This is a genomic window from Achromobacter sp. CSND-B12 (assembly GCF_052906545.1).
The window spans coordinates 320,546-338,401 of the sequence record NZ_JBREGJ010000001.1 but is presented as its reverse complement, the minus strand read 5'-3'; the positions used below and the strand labels follow the sequence as shown (position 1 = coordinate 338,401).

Annotated in this window: 4 protein-coding genes; 2 read left to right on the top strand and 2 right to left on the bottom strand. The window is 69.6% G+C overall.

What is annotated here, in order from left to right; all coding sequences use genetic code 11:
- The first annotated feature begins 32 nt into the window (after positions 1–32).
- Together ACUTAG_RS01495 and ACUTAG_RS01490 are read left to right on the top strand one after the other, a co-directional pair.
- A complete protein-coding gene (locus tag ACUTAG_RS01495; protein ID WP_006386317.1) occupies positions 33–1,025 on the top strand; it encodes a Bug family tripartite tricarboxylate transporter substrate binding protein in 993 nt (330 codons plus the stop codon).
- 9 nt (positions 1,026–1,034) lie between these two features.
- The gene (locus tag ACUTAG_RS01490; protein WP_054506264.1) at positions 1,035–2,333 is read left to right on the top strand and encodes an alpha/beta fold hydrolase; all 1,299 of its coding nucleotides are present in this window, start codon (positions 1,035–1,037) and stop codon (positions 2,331–2,333) included.
- Between the two features lie 84 nt (positions 2,334–2,417).
- Here ACUTAG_RS01490 and ACUTAG_RS01485 read toward each other — a convergent pair whose 3' ends face one another.
- Together ACUTAG_RS01485 and ACUTAG_RS01480 are read right to left on the bottom strand one after the other, a co-directional pair.
- A complete protein-coding gene (locus ACUTAG_RS01485) occupies positions 2,418–3,173 on the bottom strand; it encodes a SapC family protein (protein WP_006386319.1) in 756 nt (251 codons plus the stop codon).
- A gap of 9 nt (positions 3,174–3,182) precedes the next feature.
- A complete protein-coding gene (locus ACUTAG_RS01480; protein ID WP_058664731.1) occupies positions 3,183–17,843 on the bottom strand; it encodes a filamentous hemagglutinin N-terminal domain-containing protein in 14,661 nt (4,886 codons plus the stop codon).
- Between the last annotated feature and the right edge of the window lie 13 nt (positions 17,844–17,856).

Below are 17,856 nucleotides of genomic sequence, written 5' to 3'. Positions count from 1 at the left end.
GTCGTCGTGCGCGCCTGTCTGGAGAGAGCCTTATGCCGTTCACCCGCCGCCACGCCCTGGGCGCGCTTGCCGCGCTGCCGTTGATGCCTCGCCTGGCGCATGCCCAGGCCCAGGCCAATTTCCCCACCCGCCCCGTGCGCCTGCTGGTCGGCTTCGCGCCCGGCGGCCTGACCGACATCGCCGCGCGCGCGCTGGCCGAACGCATGGGCAAGGTCCTGAAGGGCAGCGTGGTGGTCGAGAACCGGCCGGGCGGCCAGGCCATCATCGCCACGGTGGCGGTGGCGCGGGCCGAACCCGACGGCTACACGCTGGGCTTTGCCGGCACCAACGGCATGATCCTGAACCCCTTGCTCTACAACAACCTGCCGTACCAGCAGTCGGACTTCAAGCAGCTGGGTTCGATGGGCAAGTCGCCGATGCTGCTGATCGTGCATCCGGCGCTGGGCGTCAAGAACGTGCAGGAATTCATCGCGCTGGCCAAGAAGAAGCCGGGCGACATCACTTGCGCCCATGCCGGGCGCGGCGTCATCAACCACCTGGCGCTGCTGCATTTCCAGTCCAAGACCGGCACCCAGTTCCAGGACGTGCCCTACAAGGGCAGCGGCCCGGCGCTGCTGGACCTGATGGCGGGCACGGTGCAGAGCACCTTCGATTTCCCGACCTCGGCGCTGCCTAACATCCAGTCGGGCAAGCTGCAGGTGCTGGCGGTGACGGCCGACCAGCGCCTGTCGAGCCTGCCGGACGTGCCGACCATGAAGGAGGCCGGCGTCGACGGCTTTGAACTCTATACCCGCATGATGATCTCGGGGCCGGCGGCGATGCCGGCGGAGGTGGTCAGGACGCTGGAGCATGCGGTGCGCGAAGGCACGCGCGATCCCAGCCTGGTCAAGCAGTTCGCCGAGCAGGGCGTGACCGTGGAGTTCACCTCGTCGGCCGACCTGGACCGCGTCATCGCCGAGGAATCCGCCATGTGGGCCGGCGTGATCCGCGCCAACAACGTGCCCAAGACCGACCTGAAAGGCTGAGGAAGCGCCATGACCGAGCAAGCCCGCATCACCGTCAGTCCCGAAACGGCGCTGATCGACGTGCCGCGCCAGATCCGCATCGACGGCTTTCCCGCCTACGCCTTCGTCACCGTCACGGCCCGCATGCGGATGAGCGGCGTGCCGTGGCGTTCGCAGGCGGTGTTCATGGCCGGCCACGACGGCAGCCTGGACCTGGCGCGCGACTGCCCCGTGTCCGGCAGCTATGCCGAGCCGTCCGCCATGGGACTGGTGTGGTCGATGACCTGCGAGGAGATGGACCGGGTGGTGTTTCCGCCCGATCGCACCGAGCCGCTGGCGATCGACCTGCACGCCACCGACGGCCGGCATGAGGCCACCGCGCGGCTGGTACAGACCTTCGTGGCCGAGGGCGTCACGCACCGCGCCGTGCGCGAACAGGTCGGCGGCATGACGCTGTCGGGCGAACTCTACACGCCCGCCGGCCCCGGCCCGCATCCGCTCGTGATCTACATGAACGGCTCGTCCGGCGGCGTCAACGCGCCGCGGGCGGCGCTGTTCGCGGCCCGCGGCTACCAGTGCCTGGCGCTGGCCATTTTCAACTACGACGGCCGGCCCAAGTACCTGAACGACATGCCGCTGGAGTATTTCGAGCAGGCGCTGCGCTGGGCCCGCGCCGAACTCAAGCCGCGCGACGGCTTCGTGGCGCTGTCGGGCATCAGCCGCGGCGGCGAGACCTCATTGCTGGTGGCGTCGCACTATCCCGACCTGGTGAGCGCGGTGGTGGCCTACGTGCCGTCGCCCGTGACGCACGGCGTGGTCAGCGCGGGCGAGCCGGGCACCGGACGCAATGCGCAGGTCTGGCGCAAGGGCGGCGAGCCCTTGCCGCACCTGTGGCAGGACAACGCCAGCGCCGATTGGGAGGCGGCCTACGCCTCGGACCCGCCGTACCGGCAGACCCATGCGTTCCTGAGCGCCAGCCGCGATGCCGCGGCGTTCGAGCGCGCCCGCATTCCGGTTGAATGCTATCCGGGCCCGGTCCTGCTGGTGAGCGCGTCGGATGACGGCTTCTGGCCCAGCACCGCATATTCCGAGATCGTCATGCGCCAGCGCGAGGCGCACGGGCTGCCCACGTCGCATTATGTGTGCAAGGGGGCGGGGCATCACGTGCACTATCCGTGCCTGCCGGCCACGCTGATCAGCAAGCCGCACGCCATGTCGGGCCTGTTGCTGGACGCGGGCGGCACGCCGCCGGCCAACGCGGCCGGCAACGAGGGGTCCTATCGCGCGGTGCTGGAATTCCTGGCGCGCGCGGCCGGGCAAGGCCAGTAATGCACACGGCCCCGACCGGCGAGGCCGGCGGGGCCGTGGGGGCGCGGGTTGGCGCGTGCGCCGGCCCGCGGGCGTTCCGGAAGATCACGCCTCGGCGGCTTCCTCGGCCGCGACCACCGGCTGCACCTGATCGATCAGGCTGGGCCAGGTGTTGATCGACAGCAGGTGGCAATAGACCAGCGGCAGCCAGCCATTGGCGCGCCAGCGCAGGAATTCCGCTTCCGGCAGCTTGTTGAACCTGGCTTCGTCGATCACCTTGAAGCCGGACATGGCCAGGCGCTGGCCGTCGGCCAGGGTGATGTCGGCGCGGTTTTCGACCAGCAGGTCGGCGTCGGCCAGGGCGCGCGCGAATTCCAGCGTGTAGGCGTGCTGGTTCTGGTAGTCGCGGCAGAATTCCAGGGCGCTGCGGGCCAGCGCGGTCGGCTCGCCGGCCTCGTCGAAGAACGGGTTGTCACGGCCCTCGACCACCGCGGCGGCCTTCTCGTCGATACACAGCGTGTACTGGCTGCGGTCTTCGTTCTCCATGAAGATGAAGGGATAGCGGCGCACGTAGGCCGGGATGTAGGTGCCGGGGCGCCATTGGCCCTGCGCGTCGACGAACAGGTTTTCCTGGCCGCGCACGCCCAGCACGGCGACCGGCGTGGGCTGCTCGCCATCGGTGAAGACGATGGGGAAGTGGCGGCACGCGGTCGGCAGCTCGGTGGCCACCAGCGGCACCGCGTTGGTCTTGGCGGCGTAGGCGAAGCCGGTATTGCCGGCCAGCGACAGGTTGGCGTGCACGCCGGCGGCGAGCGGACGGGGTTGTTCGTAGAACAGGGGAAGCGAAGTCTGCGTGGTCATGGTGTTGGATCAGAGAGTACGTGAGGGAGTGTCGGTGTCGCGGCGCGCATCATCGGATGACGGCACGCCTTCGGCGGCGGGGCGCTGCGGATTGGCGCCGGGCGTCTGCAGCACCGGGTTGTTGCCGGCCGGCACGCTCAGGAGCGCATTGTCGCCGGAAGGCAGCTGCCAGGTAAACGCGGAGGCCACGGTCAACACCTGCGGATCGGTGTACGCGCCCAGGGCGTCGGGGCCGAAGCCCTTGGACGGAACCGTGCCCTGGAACAGCGGGTTGGCGGTGGGCGTGGTGGGGATCACCGTGCGCGGCGCCGTCACGGCGGCCAGGCGGTCGATCACGTCCGTCGGGCCCCAGGTGGCGCCGTTCATGTAGTACGGCGCGCCGACCAGCGAACTGCGGACCATGGTGGCGGCCATGGAGCCGGTCTTGCCGCCGATCGCGCCCCACATGTCGGCCGAGCCGGCGTTCGGCACGGTCAGCCCGGCCACGTCCAGCTTGTGGCTCGGATCCGCGTCGTTCAGGCCGATGCGCAGCGCGCCCACGCCGGAGGCCAGCGTCAGCGAGGTCTGCGGGCCGCTCAGGCCGATGGCGGTGATGTCGCCGTTGGTCTGGATGACCGCGTTGCCGCCTTGCAGCTTCGCCGGCGCGCCCAGGTTGATGGGGCCCTGCGTCACCAGCAATTGCGCCGGCAGCGTCAGCCCGGCGCCGCCGGTCTGGGTGAAGCCGGTGGCGGCCCTCACGGTGCTGCCCGCGCCAAAGGACGTGGTGCCGGTCGGGCTGGTATTGGCGATGCGGATCGAACCCGTGTCGGCGGTGACGTTCTTGCCGAACGACAGCGTGTCGCCCGCGATGTCGATGCCGTCCGGGCCGGAGGCGCGCACCGCGCCGTTGTAGCTGGCGGACTTGGCTTCCAGCTGCTGCACGCGGTAGGCGCTGACATCGCCGTTGAACACGATGGTGTCGACGGCGCGCAGGGTCAGCGAACCCAGGCCGGTGGCGTCGCCCGCGACCTGGATATTCTTGCCGGCGTTGACGTTCAGGTTGTTGCCGTTGCCGCCATCCAGCTTGCTGCCCAGGATCACCGAGCCGGTGTCGCTGGCCAGGTCGCGGTTGCCAGCCAGGGTCACCGCGCCGTTGTAGACCTGGTCGCCGGTGGTGTGCGTCTTGCCCGGACCCATGGTCGTGGCGCCGGAGACGGCCAGGCCGCGCAACGGCGTGGTGGCGCCCACGTCGCCCTGGATGTCGGCGTTGCCGACGATGACCAGGCCTTGCTGGCCCGGCTGGGTGCCGTCGACGCCGGCCTTGAGCTGCACGTCGGCGCCGGTCAGGATGGTGTCCACGCCGCTCAGGATGACGTGCTGGCCGTATTGCTGCGAACCGGTGGTGTCCACCGAGCCGCCGTTGATCAGCACGTCGCCGTTGCCGCCGGTCTGCACCGAGGCGGCGCGCACCGGGCCGTCCAGCACGATGTCGCCGGCGGCGCTGACCTTCAGGTCGCCCAGGCGCGAGCCCTGGCCGACCGGGCCGGAGAAGGTCACTTCGCCTTGATTGGCCACGACCGTCAGGCCGTGGCCGCCATCGACCGCGCGGTCGAAGCCGATGTCGCCCTGGCGGCTGGTCACCGAGACGTTGCCGCCCACGGTCACATTGCCTTGGTACGACTGCTCGCCGTCGGTGACGATGCTGCCCGCGCCCAGCGTGGCGTTGCCCTTGACCGTCAGGCTGGCCAGCGGATCATTGGCGCCCAGCGGCCCCTTGAGCACGGCGTCGCCATCGATGGTCAGGTCGTGCTTGCCGTCGCCGCCGCCCAGCAGGCTGACGGTGCTGCCCTTGAGCACGGTGTCGGTGCTGAACACGGCGCGTTCGCCATAGGACTGCGTGCCGGTGGTGTCGATCAGGCCGCCGTTGATGGCCAAGGTGCCGCCCGCGTCGGTGTTGACCGACGCGGCGTACACGGCCTTCTCGAAGGTGGTGGCGCCGTTGCTGTTGACGGCCAGGGCGCCCAGGCGGCCGGTGGCGGCGTCGCCGACCTGTTCGGCAAAGCGCACGTCGCCGCTGCCGCTGCTGACCGTCAGGCCGCTGCCGTTGCCGCTGGTGACCGTATCGTTGAAGGTCACCTTGGCGTCGGCGGTGCTCAGTTGCGCATTGCCGGACAGTTCGACCTTGCCCAGGTAGGACTGTTCGCCCACCGTCTTGAGCGGGCCGCCGCCGAGCGTCGCGTCGCCGTCGACGGTCAGATAGGCCAGGCGGCCATTGGCGCCGGCGCCCACCGGGCCGTTGATCGTGGCCGGACCTTCGATGGTCAGGCCCTGGCCCTCGTCGGTCGAGTTCGCGCCGCCGGCCAGGGTGACGCTGGCGCCCTTGAGCGTGACGTTGCCGCCCAGCGTGACCAGCTCGCCGAATCGCATGACGCCGGTGGTGTCGACGCGCTCGCCCGTGATGGTCACGGCGCCCGGGTCATCGGTCTGCACCGATGCCGCGTAGACCGAGCCATTGAAGGCGGTCGTGCCGGCCGTGTCGACCGTCAGGCTGCCCAGGCGTTGCGTGGCGCCGCCGACCGCGTCGAAGCTGACGTCGCCGCCGGCCGTGGACACGACGTGCAGGTCATGCGCGCCGTCCAGCGCGCCGTCGAAGGCCACGCCGCCGGTGGTGGCGCTCAGCGTGTGATCGCCGCTCAGCGTCACGGCGCCCTTGTAGCGCTGGTTGCCGGTGGTGGCGATGCTGCCCGCATTGAGCGTGGCGGCGCCGTCCACGGTCAGGCTGGCCAGCTTGGTGGTGGCGCCGATGGCGCCGGTCAGCAGGGCCGTGCCGTCGATTTCCAGCGCATGGGCGCCGTCGGCGCCGTTGGCCAGGGTGACGGTGGCGCCGGTCAGCACCGCATCCTCGCCCAGCGTCACGTGGCCGACGTAGGTCTGCGTGCCGCTGGTGGTGACACTGCCGCCGTTGATGGCCGTGCCGCCGGAGCCCGCCTGGTTCAGCGAGGCGATGTCGACCGCGCCGCCGTAGGTGGTGGTGCCGATGCTGGTGACGGTCAGCGCGTTGGCGCCCGACATGGCGCCCGTGAAGGCGACCGCGCCGCTGCCGGTGGTCACGCTCACGGTGCTGGCCAGCGTGGTGGCGCCGTCGACGCCGAAGGCGCCGTTGGCGGTGGTGTACGCGCCGCGCAGCGTGGTGGCGCCGTTGTACTGCTGGGCGCCGGTGGTGGCGACCTGGCGCAGGTCGATGTTGTTGCCGGTGATGGTCAGGCTGGCCAGGTTGGAGGCATTGCCGCCCAGCGTGACGTCGCCGTCGCTGGCCACGATCACGGCCTGCTGCGCGCCGCCGTTCAGCGCGCCCGAGAGGGCGACGCCGCCGTTGGCGCCGTTGGCCGTCAGGGTGCGCTTGCCGCCGGCCAGCGTGGCGTTGCCGGTGATGTCGATGGCGCTGCCGGTCAGGTCGCCGTTGAGGGTGACGTTGCCGGTGTAGGCCTGGCTGCCGCTGGTGCTGGCGGCGGCCATGGCGATGGCTGCGCCGCTCACGGACAGGTCATGCGCGTCGGCGCTGGCGATATCGTGGCTGACGGTGACGTTGCCTGCGCTGGAGGCCAGCGCGACGTCGCCGCCGTTGCCGGCCGACAGGCCGACCGTGCTCGCCAGGTTGCCGGCGGAGGCGATGCCGATGTTGCCGTCGGCCGTCGCGACGCGGCCCAGCGTCAACGGACCGGAGGCGTCCACATAGATGTCGCCGCTGCCCAGGACGTTGGCCTTGAGATTGCGGGCCGACGTGGTGAAGTGGTCGGCCTGGGTGCCGATGCCGGTCTTGCTGGTCAGGTCCAGGCTGTTGGCGGTGAGGGTGTTGCCCAGCCCCAGCAGCGAGCCCTCGGCGGCGCTCAGGATCACGGTGCCGCTGGCGGCGCCGGCGTTGACGATGCCGATCTCGACATCGCCGTGCTGCGAGGTCAGCGCGATGGTGCGGTTGCTGCCGGCGGCGGTGGCCGAGGCGTTCAGCGAGCCGGTGGCCGTGGCGCTGATGTCGCCGTTGGCCGCGCTCAGCGACGCGTCGAGCGCGCCGGTGTTGGTCAGCGTCAGGTTGGCCGGCGTGCTGGTGCCGGTCAGGCTGGCCCCGATGGTGCGGGCCTCGGTCACCAGCGTGGTGTTGCCGCCCGCGGCGCCGCTGCTGAAATTCAGCGTGGTGCCCTTGACGTTGATCGTGCGCGGCGTGGCGCCGGCCGCCACCACGTCCTGCGTGCCCTTGAGCGTGATGGTGCCGTTGGCCTGCACGCCGGCGCCGGCCAGCGTCAGCTTGCCGCCCGAGGACAGCAGCAGGTTGGCGGCGGTGTTCGACATGCCGCCGCTGGCGTCCAGGTCGCCGGCCGTGGTCAGGTAGACCGAGCTGATGGCGCCGCTCTGCTGGATGTTGCCGCTGTTGGCGCTGAGGGCCCGCGTGCCGATGTTGTTGACCACGATGACCGCGCCGTCGGCGGCGGTCGACAGGTTGCCCAGGGCGCCGAGGTTGGTGCGCAGCGCGATGCCGCCCGAGCCATTGCCCGGGTAGGCGGCCGAGCCGATGCTGCCGCCGGCGACGGCTGTCAGCGTGTTGCCCAGGACCAGGTTGTTGGCCACCGCGCCCAGGATGGAGCCGGCCGCATTCAGGCTGATGTCGCCGCCCGCCGAGGCGTCGATCGTGTTCACCGACAGGTCGCCGCTGGTGGTGGCGATCGAGATGTTGTTGCTGGCCGAGCCGTTGCGGCTGATGGCGCTGGTGACCAGGGTGGAGCCGGCGGTGGTGATGCCGATCGCGCCGTTCTGGGTGATGACCGACGCCAGCGTGGTGCCGGCCGCGCGGTTGTCGTTCAGGTAGATCGAGCCCGCGCCGGTGACTTCGGCGGTGATGTTGGCGGCGGTCGTCTGCAGGTTGTCGGGCGAGCCGGCGGCGCCGCCGATGCCCGCGCCGGCCTTGAGCACAACGTTGTTGCCGATGATGCGCGTGGAGTCCTCGCGGTCGTCGACGATGGTGCTGCCCGTCTTGCTGAAGTCGATGTTGACGCTGCCGGCGCCGGCGTCGATGTTGCCGGCCACCAACTGGCTGTTGGCGCCGTTGCCGGTGATCTTGATCGCGCCATTGGACGAGATCGCGTTGGCGATCTGCAGATTGCCGGCGGCGGCGATGTCGATGATGTTGCCCGACAGGTAGGAGTAGACGGAGTTGTTGTCCGCCGCCAGGTACATGCCGCCGCTGGTGGTGGCTTCGACGCGCTGGCCGGTGGCGTTGATGCGGCCGTTGCTGGCGCCGATGGCGTTGGCGGCGTTGAGCGCCACGCCGTAGGCCTTGACGGTGGCGCCGGCCGCGTCGGCCAGGATCGAACCGTTCTCGGCGTTGAGCGTGACCTGGCCGTGGTTGGCGCCGGCCTGCACGTTCTTGACCGTGATGTTGCCCGAGGTGGTCTTGACCGAGATGTCGTTGCCGGTGGCGTCGGTGCCCGAGGTGACGCTGGTCAGCGCCAGGCTGCCGTTGCCGGTGATGCGCGTCTCGCCATTGGCGACCGAGGTCGTCAGGCCGCCCAGCAGGTTGCCGCTGCTCTCCAGGTAGAGCGAGCCGTCGCCGGTGACGGTGGCCGACACCGGGCTGTTGGGCGCGGCGATCTTGATGGCCGCGTCGCGCGTGCCGATGCCGTTCTGCGCGGACAGCGTGATGGCGCCGGCGCCCGCGCCCGAGAGCGTGCCGCCGCCGTACAGGATGCTGCCGGTCTGGGCGTTCAGGGTCAGGGCGTTGCCGGTGCCGTAGCTGACCGTGCCGACCAGGATGTCGCCGGTGGTGGTGGTGACCGACAGGTCGCCGCCCGCGCGCAGGTTGCCCAGGTTGATCGAGCCGTTCTGCTTGAGCCAGATGCCGCCCGAGGCGGTGGCGGCGATGTTCTTGACCTGCGTGCTCAGCGCCAGGCCGGCCGAGCCGATGGTGTTGGGCGTGTCGCCCGTGCCGGTGGACAGCGTCAGGTCGCCCGCCACGATCTTGGACGAGCCGTTCATGCCCTGGATGGAGCCGCCCGTGTAGTAGTACGGGTTGGTCGACAGCGTTACCGAGCCGTTCTGCGTGACGTCGATGTCGTGCAGGTTGATCGCGCCCACGGCCTGGTAGGTGAAGTTCAGGCCGGTGGTGTCGCGCACCACGGTCAGCGCGGTGGCGTTGTTGGAGTCGCCGCCGCTGAACGTCAGGTTCTTGGCGTCGATGGTCAACATGCCCGCGCTGCCCAGGTTCGAGCCCTGCGCGTTGTTGCGGATGATGGTCAGGTCGGACAGGTCGGCCAGGTTGTCGACGTAGATGCTGCCCGGCGTGGCCATGGTCAGCTTCTCGGTGTTCAGGTGCAGGCGGGCCGAGTTCGACGCGCCGATCGAGGTGCCCGTGCCGTAGTTGGCCGTCAGGTTGACGCTCTTGCCGGTGACCAGGTTGCTGTTGTTGGCGCCGACGATGCTGCCGCGCGCGGTCGACAGGGTGACCGCGCCGTCTGTGGACGTGATGGTGCCCACGGTCAGGTTGCGGCCGTTGTTGGCGGTGTCGGCGCTCAGGGTGATATCACCGGCGCCGGAGGCCGAGGCCACCTGCAGGCCATAGGCTTCCGTCAGCGCGATGCTGCCATCGGCGCGGTCGGTCTTGGTGGCGCTGAGGTTGACCGTGGTGGTGCCGTTGGCCAGCGCGGTGGTGCGAATGGCGCTCTTGTTGCCGATCGAGCCATTGGCCGTCAGGTTGACGGTGGTGGCGTTGTTGATCGTGCCGCTCAGGATCGAGCCGCCGGTGTTGTTGACGGTGAAGGCGTTGCCGTTGGTGTTGACCGTGCCCAGCTCGATGTCGCCGGTGGTGTTGCTGACCGAGCTGGCGCCCGTCGAGACCAGGCTCGGCAGGCTGGTGTTGCCTTCCACCGTGATGTACGCGCCGCCGCCATTGGCGCGGCCGTTCAGCGTGCTGACGCGGGTGTCGATGGCGTTGCCGGCGCCGGCCGCGCCGATGGCGTTGTTGGCCGTCAGGGTCAGGGCCGCCGCGTCGATCTTGGTGGTGCTGTCGCCGTCGCCCAGCAGCGAGCCGCCGCGCGAGGTCAGCGTGACGTTGTCGTTGCCGACATTGATCTTGCCGACCGTGATGGTGCGGTCGCTGGTGACGCTGAGGTTCAGGCCGCCCTGGTCGATCACTTGGCTCAGCACCAGGCCGGCGCTGCTGCCGCTGCCGCCGTCGGTGGCCTGGAATCCGATGTTGCCGCCGTCGCGGGTGGGCGAATTGATGCCGTAGCTGCGCGCGGCATTGCCGGTGGAGTACAGCGTCAGCGAATCGATGTGCGTGTCGGAATCGACGTAGACGTCGCCGGCGTTCTGGATGCTGACGATCGGCGCCGACAGGTTGATTTCGCGGCCGACCGCGCCGATGGCGCCCGAGCCCTGGGTGGTGATGTTGACCTGCGCGGCGGTGATGCGCTGGCTGTCGTCGGCGCTGCCCAGGATGCTGTTGTTGCTGGACAGGCGCACCGTGCCGGTTGGCTGCGTGTCGATGATGCCGATGTCCTGGCCGACGTTGCTCGACAGCATCAGGTTCAGGCCGGTGTTGTCGCGCACCTGGTTGACCTGCAGGCGGCTGCCGTTGTGGGCCACGTCGAACAGCAGTTCGTTCGACTGGATCTGGTAGGTCGCGGGCGCGCTGCCGGTGGCGTACAGCGACAGGCTGGCCAGGTCGCGGTCATTGTCCACGTAGACGTCGCTGCCGGCGGTGAGGTAGAGCTCGCTGGTGGTGGTGTGGATCGAGCCCGAGTCGTCGCCGGAAGCGACGCCGATCTGGCCGCTGGTACGCAGCGTGACCACGTCGCCAGTGATGTGCGAAGTCGGCGACAGGTTCAGGATATTGGCCCCCGAGCCATAGGCGTCCAGGCTCACGGTGTTGGCCGGGCCGACGTCGACGTTGCCGACGTACAGCGTGCGGTCACCGCCGAACGAGAAGTTCAGGCCGGTCAGGTCGCTGACCTCGGTCATGGCATAGGCGCCGGCGTCCGTGACATTGAACGTCAGGCCCTTGGCCGCGACCTGCAGCACGTTGTCCACTGCGCTGTTGGCGTGGTTGGCGGTGATGTTCAGCGAGAACAGGTCGCTGGCGTTGTTGACGTACAGGTTGCCGCCCGATTGCGTAGTCAGCTGGCGCGTGTCGGTCTGCACCGCGTTGCCGGCGCCACCGATGGACTGCGCGGCGGTCAGTGTCAGCGCCGGGGTGACGAAGCGGCCGGCGCCCTGCGTGATCGAACCGTTGGTCACGTTGACCTGGGCCGAGCTGGTGGCGCTGTTGTCCAGCAGCGTCAGGCTCTTGTTGTTCGACACCCACAGGCTGCCGCGGATGTTCGAGGACAGTGAGTCGACACTGACGAACAGCGGCTGGTTGGTGGCGTAGGTGCCCGTCACCGAGCTGGCGTTGAGCGTCAGCGCGCCAGTGGTGATATTCGGCGCGCTGGCGCCGTTGCCGTAGATGGTGCCGTTGCTGGCCAGAGTGACCGAGCCGCCGGCGGCGGTGGTGACCTTGTTGACGGTCAGCGCGCGGTCCGACGAGATCGACAGTGCCAGGTTGTCGGTATTGATGATGTTGCTGAGTGTCAGGCCCGAGACGTCGGTCGAATCATTCAGCGAGAACTCCGTCATGCCGGTGGCGCTGATGGCGTAGGTGTTGACGACCGCGCCGTTGGAACTGCTGTGATTGGCCGTCAATGACAGCGAATCGAGCTGCTTGTCGTTAGCCACGTTCACATTGCCAGCGGAGGCGATCGACAGGTTGGACGTGCTGGTCTTGGCAAAAACGCTGCCGTTGGTGCCCAGGGCGCTCAGGCTGACGCTGTTGCCGGTGATCAGGCCCGAGCCGCCGATGCTGGGGGCCAGGTCGCTGTTGACGTAGCGCGTGGTCAGCGACACCGAGCCGCTGCCGGCGTTGATGGTGTTCGAGGTGATCGCGGTGTCGGTGTTGATGGTCAGCGCCGCGCCCTGCATGTTGGCGCCGATCGTCATGTTGGTGCCGCTACCCAGCGACAGCGACTGCCCGCCCATGCCGGCGAAGGCATAGCTGTTGGTGTCGTAGTTGACGCTGCTGCCGGCGTCGCGGCGCGACAGGTACAGGTTCAGGCTGCTGAGCGCCTGGCCGCCGTTGTTCAGGTTGATGTCGCCGTTGTTGGTGACCGCCAGGTTGCTGGTGGTCACGCGCAGCGCCCGGGCGCCGGCGCCGATGGCGCCGGTATTGGCGTCGCGGGCGGTATAGCTGTCCGAGCCGGTGGCCGATAGCGTGACGCTGTTGGCCGTGATGCGGCCGGCGCCGCCATCGCTGGTGATGCTGGAGTTGACGCCGCCGCCGGTCGTGGCCAGGTTGACCGAATTGGTGGCGGTGATCGTGCCGGCCTGGATGTTCTTGCGGCCGCTGAAGCTGAAGTCGGTCAGGCCGCCGGTGACCTGTTCGAGGTACTGGGTGGTGCCGTCGTCGCTGATGCGGATGGTCTGGCCGGCGCCGCCGCCGATCTCGAAAGTGCTGGCGCTGCCGGCGGCCTTCAGGCTGTTGATGGCCAGGCTGCGCAGCACGGTGTCGCTGCTGACGTAGAAGTGGTTGCCGGCGGTCAGGCTGAGCGCCGACGTGCCGTTCAGGACCAGCCCGCCGCCCGTGACCGACGAGCCGATGGAGCCGCCGGTGCCCGCCGTCAGCGCCACGGTCGAGGCGCGGATGGCGCCGCTGTTGGCCGGATCGTCGTTGCTGATGTTCTGGTTCGAGGTCAGGCTGACCTTGCCGTTGGCGCCCGCGTCGATGCTGCCGACCAGCAGGTTCTTGCTGTTGGCGGTGAAGCCGAAGTCCAGGTTGGTGGCGCTGGCGATGTTCTTCAGGTGGATGCCGCTGGCGTCATCCGTCACGGTGAACGCCGTCAGGTTCGGCGCGGTGATCGCATAGGTGGCGTTGGCCGTGCCGTTGCGGGTGATGTTCAGGCGCGTCAGGCCGACCAGGTTGTCGACGGCGATGCCGCCGCCGCTGGCGAGGCTGACGTCCGGGGCCTGCAGGGTCAGCGCGGCGCCCGTCGCGCCAATGCTGCCGCCGGCCGCCAGCGCGATGCTGCTGGCGCGGATCTGCGTGGCGGCGTCGCCGTCGTCCAGCAGCGAACCGCCGGTGTTGGCCAGGGTGGCCGCGCCGGCGGCGCTCAGGCTGCCGATCGTGGTGTTGCCCGACGCCTGGGTGTAGCCGATCTGGCCGCTGCCGGCCTCCAGCCGCGTCAGCTTGATGTTGCCGGTGGTGCCGTTCAGGTAGACGTCGGTGCCGGCGGTGGCCTGCACGCTGGCCTGGCCGCTGCCGCCCACGCCGATGTAGCGCAGGCTGCCGTTGTACACGCCGCCGATGGCGCCGGCGGCGGTCAGCAGGATGTCATTGCCGCCCGCGTACACGTTGCCGGTGCCGTTGCCGAACAGCGAGCCGTTGGCCACGTTCAGGGCGACCGCGCCGTTCCAGCTGCGCACGGTGCCGGACAGCAGCGCGTCGCCCTGGCGCGTGTCGATGCGCACGTCGTCGGTGGCGGTGATGTTGTTCAGCGTGACGGTGCCGGTGGTGTTGGACGAACCGGTGGGGTGGGGCAGCTGGACGTAGAAGCCGCCATTGCCCGCCGAGCCGCTCAGGCTGCCGGCGATGATGTCCAGGTAGCCCGCGCCGCTGGCGCCGACCGCCTTGCCGGCGATCAGGTTGACCGCGTTGGCCAGCAGGCGGGTCTGCTTGTTGCCGTCGTCGCGGATGTCGCCGGCGGCGTTCAGGGTGATGCTGCCGCTGTAGCCGGCGTCGATGCTGCCAGCCGTGATGTCGCGGTCGCTGGTGAAACTGAAGTTCACCGAGTTGGCGTCGCGCACTTCGCGGATGGTGTGGCCGCTGGCGTCGTCGGTGATGTTGAACAGCAGCGACGGCGCGCGCACGTCCAGCACGTAGTGGTCGTCCGCGCTCTTGTGGCGGGCGGTCACCGACAGCGAGTTGAGGTCGGCGATGTTGGTGGCATACAGGTTGCCGCGCGTGTCCAGCGACAGGCTGGGCGCGTTGACCGCCACGTAGTTGGCGGCGGTGCCGATGTCCTGGTTGGCCGTCAGGCTGACGTTGCTGGCGGTGACGCGCGTATCGGCGATGCCGTCGTCCAGGATGCTGCCCAGGGTCGAGGTCAGCGTGATGACGCTGCCGGCGCGCAGGTTGCCCAGCTTCAGGCTCTGGTCGCCGGTGAAAGAGAACTGGTTCAGCAGCGAGCTGTAGACCTGGCGCAGCTCGTAGGCGTTGCCCAGGTTGTCATTGATATCGAAGGTCAGGAACGGCGCGGCCACCTGCAGCGTGTTGCGGCGGGCCGGGTCGGCGTGGGAATTGCTGATCGCCAGGTAGGTCAGCGTCTTGCCCGGGTTGTCGATGAAGATGTCGCCGCCGCTGCCCAGCGTCAGGCTGGTGGTGGCGGTGGTGAGGTGTTCGCTGGCCGTGCCCAGGTGTTGCAGGGCCTGCAGGTTGACGCTGCTGCCCGCCAGCACGCTGTTGGCATTGGCGCGCAGGACGCTGCCGCCCTGGGCGTTGAGCGAGAGCGTGCCGTTGCCGGCGTCCAGCTGGTTGGCCGTCAGGTTGGCGACGCCGGTCACATAGATGCCGTTGTTGGCCTTCAGGTCGTCCAGCAGCACCGAGCCCTGGGCCTGGTTCAGGAAGATGCTGCCGCCGGTGGCGTGCAGTTCGCCGGCGGCGGTGCGCAGGTAGGTGCCCGCGGTGCCGACGGTGTACGAGGTGTTGGAGGCCGGGGCCAGCAGGGTGACGACGTTGCCGGTGATCAGCGAGGCCGAGGTGCCGGTGATGCTGCCGGCGCGCGCGGTCAGCGTGACGTTGCCGCTGCCCGCGTTGACCTGGCCGGCGTTGATGCTGTTGCCGGTCAGGTTGACGGCGCCGCCGCCCGAGCTGACGTTGTTGGCCGAGACGCTGCCGGCGCCAGTGATGGTGATGGCGGCGTTGGCGGCCTGCGCCTGGGTGATGTTCAGGTTGCTGCTGGTGCTGTCCAGGTACACGCCGCCGCTCGAGACGGCGGACAGGCTGCTGGCGCTGGTCTTCAGGCTGCGTGCGCCGGTGCCGATGGTGCCGTTCGCCGCCGCCAGCGTCAGCGAGGACGTGGCGATCGTGGTGGCGTCGACGCCGTCGTCCACGATGTTGCCCAGGGCCGACGTCAGGACGGCGGACGCGCCGGTCTTGATATCGCCCAGGGTCAGGTTGCCCGTGGTCGTGGCGACCAGGCTGCCGGTGGTGTCGATGGCCTTCAGGATCGCCGAACCGGTGTTGTTCAGGTAGACGCCGCCGGTGCCGCTGGTGGCGGTCAGCGAGGCGGTCTGGGTGTTCAGCCCCTGGGCAGACGAGCCGATCGCGCCGCTCCTGCCGTCGCTGCCGGCGGCGCTCAGCGTGATGAAGCCCGCCTTCAGCAACGAGGTGGGCGTGCCCAGGATGTGGCCGGCCGTCGAGGTCAGCGCCAGCGCGCCGCTGCCCAGGTCGATGTTGCCCGCGGTGATGGTGCGGTCGCCGGTGAACGAGAAGTTCAGGCCCGGCTGCGTGACCGTGCTCAGCTGGTAGCTGCCGTTGTCCTGCAGCGCGAAAGCCAGGTCGGGCGAGGTCAGCTGGAAGCTGTTGTTGACGCCCGGTTGCGCGTGGCGGCTGGTGATGTCCAGCGACGTCAGCGTCTGGCGGTTGGCCACGGCCAGGTTGCCGCCGGTCGCAAGCGACAACTGGGCCGTGCGGGTGTTGACCGCCGCGGCCGGATCGCCGATGTTGCCGCCGCTGGCGTCCAGCTTGACGCTGCCGCCGGCCACGACCTGGTTGGCGCCGCCGGTGTTGCGGATCGAGCCGGCGCTGGTGCGGACCAGCGCCGCGCCGCTGCCGGCGTCGATGACGTTGGCCAGGTTGATGTCGCCGGTGGCGTTCAGCGTGATCGCGCCGCCGCGGCTGGTCAGCTTGCCGATGTTGTCCAGCGTGCTGCCCACGCCCAGCGCTTCCAGCGTGATGGAGCCGCCCTGGGTGCTGATCTCGGTGTTCGCGTTCTCGAAGCGGATGCCGCCCGTCTGGGTCGAGCGCATCGTGAAGCTGTGGCCGCTGGTGGTCTTCAGGTTGATCGCGGCCATGTCCGCGACCGTGATCTGGCCGGTGGCTTCCAGCTTGATGTTGGTGGTGCCGGCCAGGCTTTCCAGCAGGCCGCGCGACACGGTGTTGTTGGCGGTGTTGGCGTCGCCGCCGTTGATGGTGCCGTCGCCGGCCGCGCCGTCCTGCGAGCCGCTGCCGCTGGCGGAATCGACGATGCGCAGGTCGGTCGGGTCGATCAGCAGCAGGCCGGTCTTGCCCTTGGGCGCGCGCAGGTCGGCCGAGCCGGTCAGGCCGATGTTCTTGTTGCTGGAGACTTCGGCGAAGCCGCCATCGCCGCCTTGCGCGCCGCCGCGCGCCGACAGGCTGCCGGCGAACGCGGTGGCGTCGTTGGACCACATCGTGATGCTGCCGCCGTTGCCCTTGACCAGCGCGTCGGCCTTGAGCGTGGCGCCGGCCGCCACCTTGACGGTGGACGACTTGCCGCTGAACGCGGCCGAGCCGTCGTCGGGCGCGACGCCCTGGCTGCCCAGCGCGATCTCGCCGCCGCCGGCGGCGCCGGACACGTCGATCGCGGCGCCGCGCGCCACGTTGACGTGTTCGCCGGTCACCACGACCTTGCCGCCGCGCTCGCCAGCGCCGGTGCCGGTGGCCTCGACCGTGCCGGCCACATTGACCGTGCCGGCGTCGCCGCCGGACAGCACGATCTTGCCGTTCTGCGTGCCCACCGCCTTGGCGCTGATGATGCCGTCGGTGTTGACCACGTTGTCGATCACGCCCTTGACGGCGCGCGCCGTCAGCAGCACGGTGCCGCCGTCGGCGCGGATCACGCCGGCGTTGGTCACCAGGGCCGAGACCGGCTTGCCGTCGGCGTCCTTGGGCAGTTCGCTGACGGTGGACGTGGCGTCGAAGCTCAGCAGTCCGTCGCCATGGAAGTCGACCGTGACGGTCTTGGCGCCGGCCAGGGCCACGCGACCTAGCTTGGCCTCGATGACGCCCGAGTTGCGCACCGCGGGCGCCACCAGCACGGCCAGGCCGCTGTCCTTGATGCTGATCGTGCCTTCGTTGACGATCATGGCGTTCGCCTTGGACGAGGCCTGATCGAACTTGTACTTGCCCGCCAGGAAGTCCCTGTCGTTGATGTTGGCGGTGGTGGCGATCAGGCCGCCCACGTCGACGCGCGCGCCCTTGCCGAACAGCACGCCGTTCGGGTTGACCAGCACCACGGTGCCGTTGGCGTTGAGCCGGCCGAAGATGGCCGAGGGGTCATTGCCGACCACGCGGTTCAGCGTGACGCTGTTGCTGCCCGGCTGACGGAAATTGACCGTCTCGTTGGCGCCGATGCTGAAGCCCTTCCAGTTGATGATCGCCTTGCCGGTCGACTGGTTGATGTCCAGCGTGCCGTTGCCGCGGTCATTGATGGTCGCTCCGCCGGCCACGACGTTGCCGCCGGTGGGGTTGGCATGCGCGCCGCCCGAGACCAGCGAGCCGATCACCATGGCCATGGTGGTGAGCGCGGGCAGGGGCGGGGCCTTCAGGGACTGGCGGCGGGCGGATTGGGCGAGGATGCGGGATTGACGATTCATGGTCGGTCGCTTT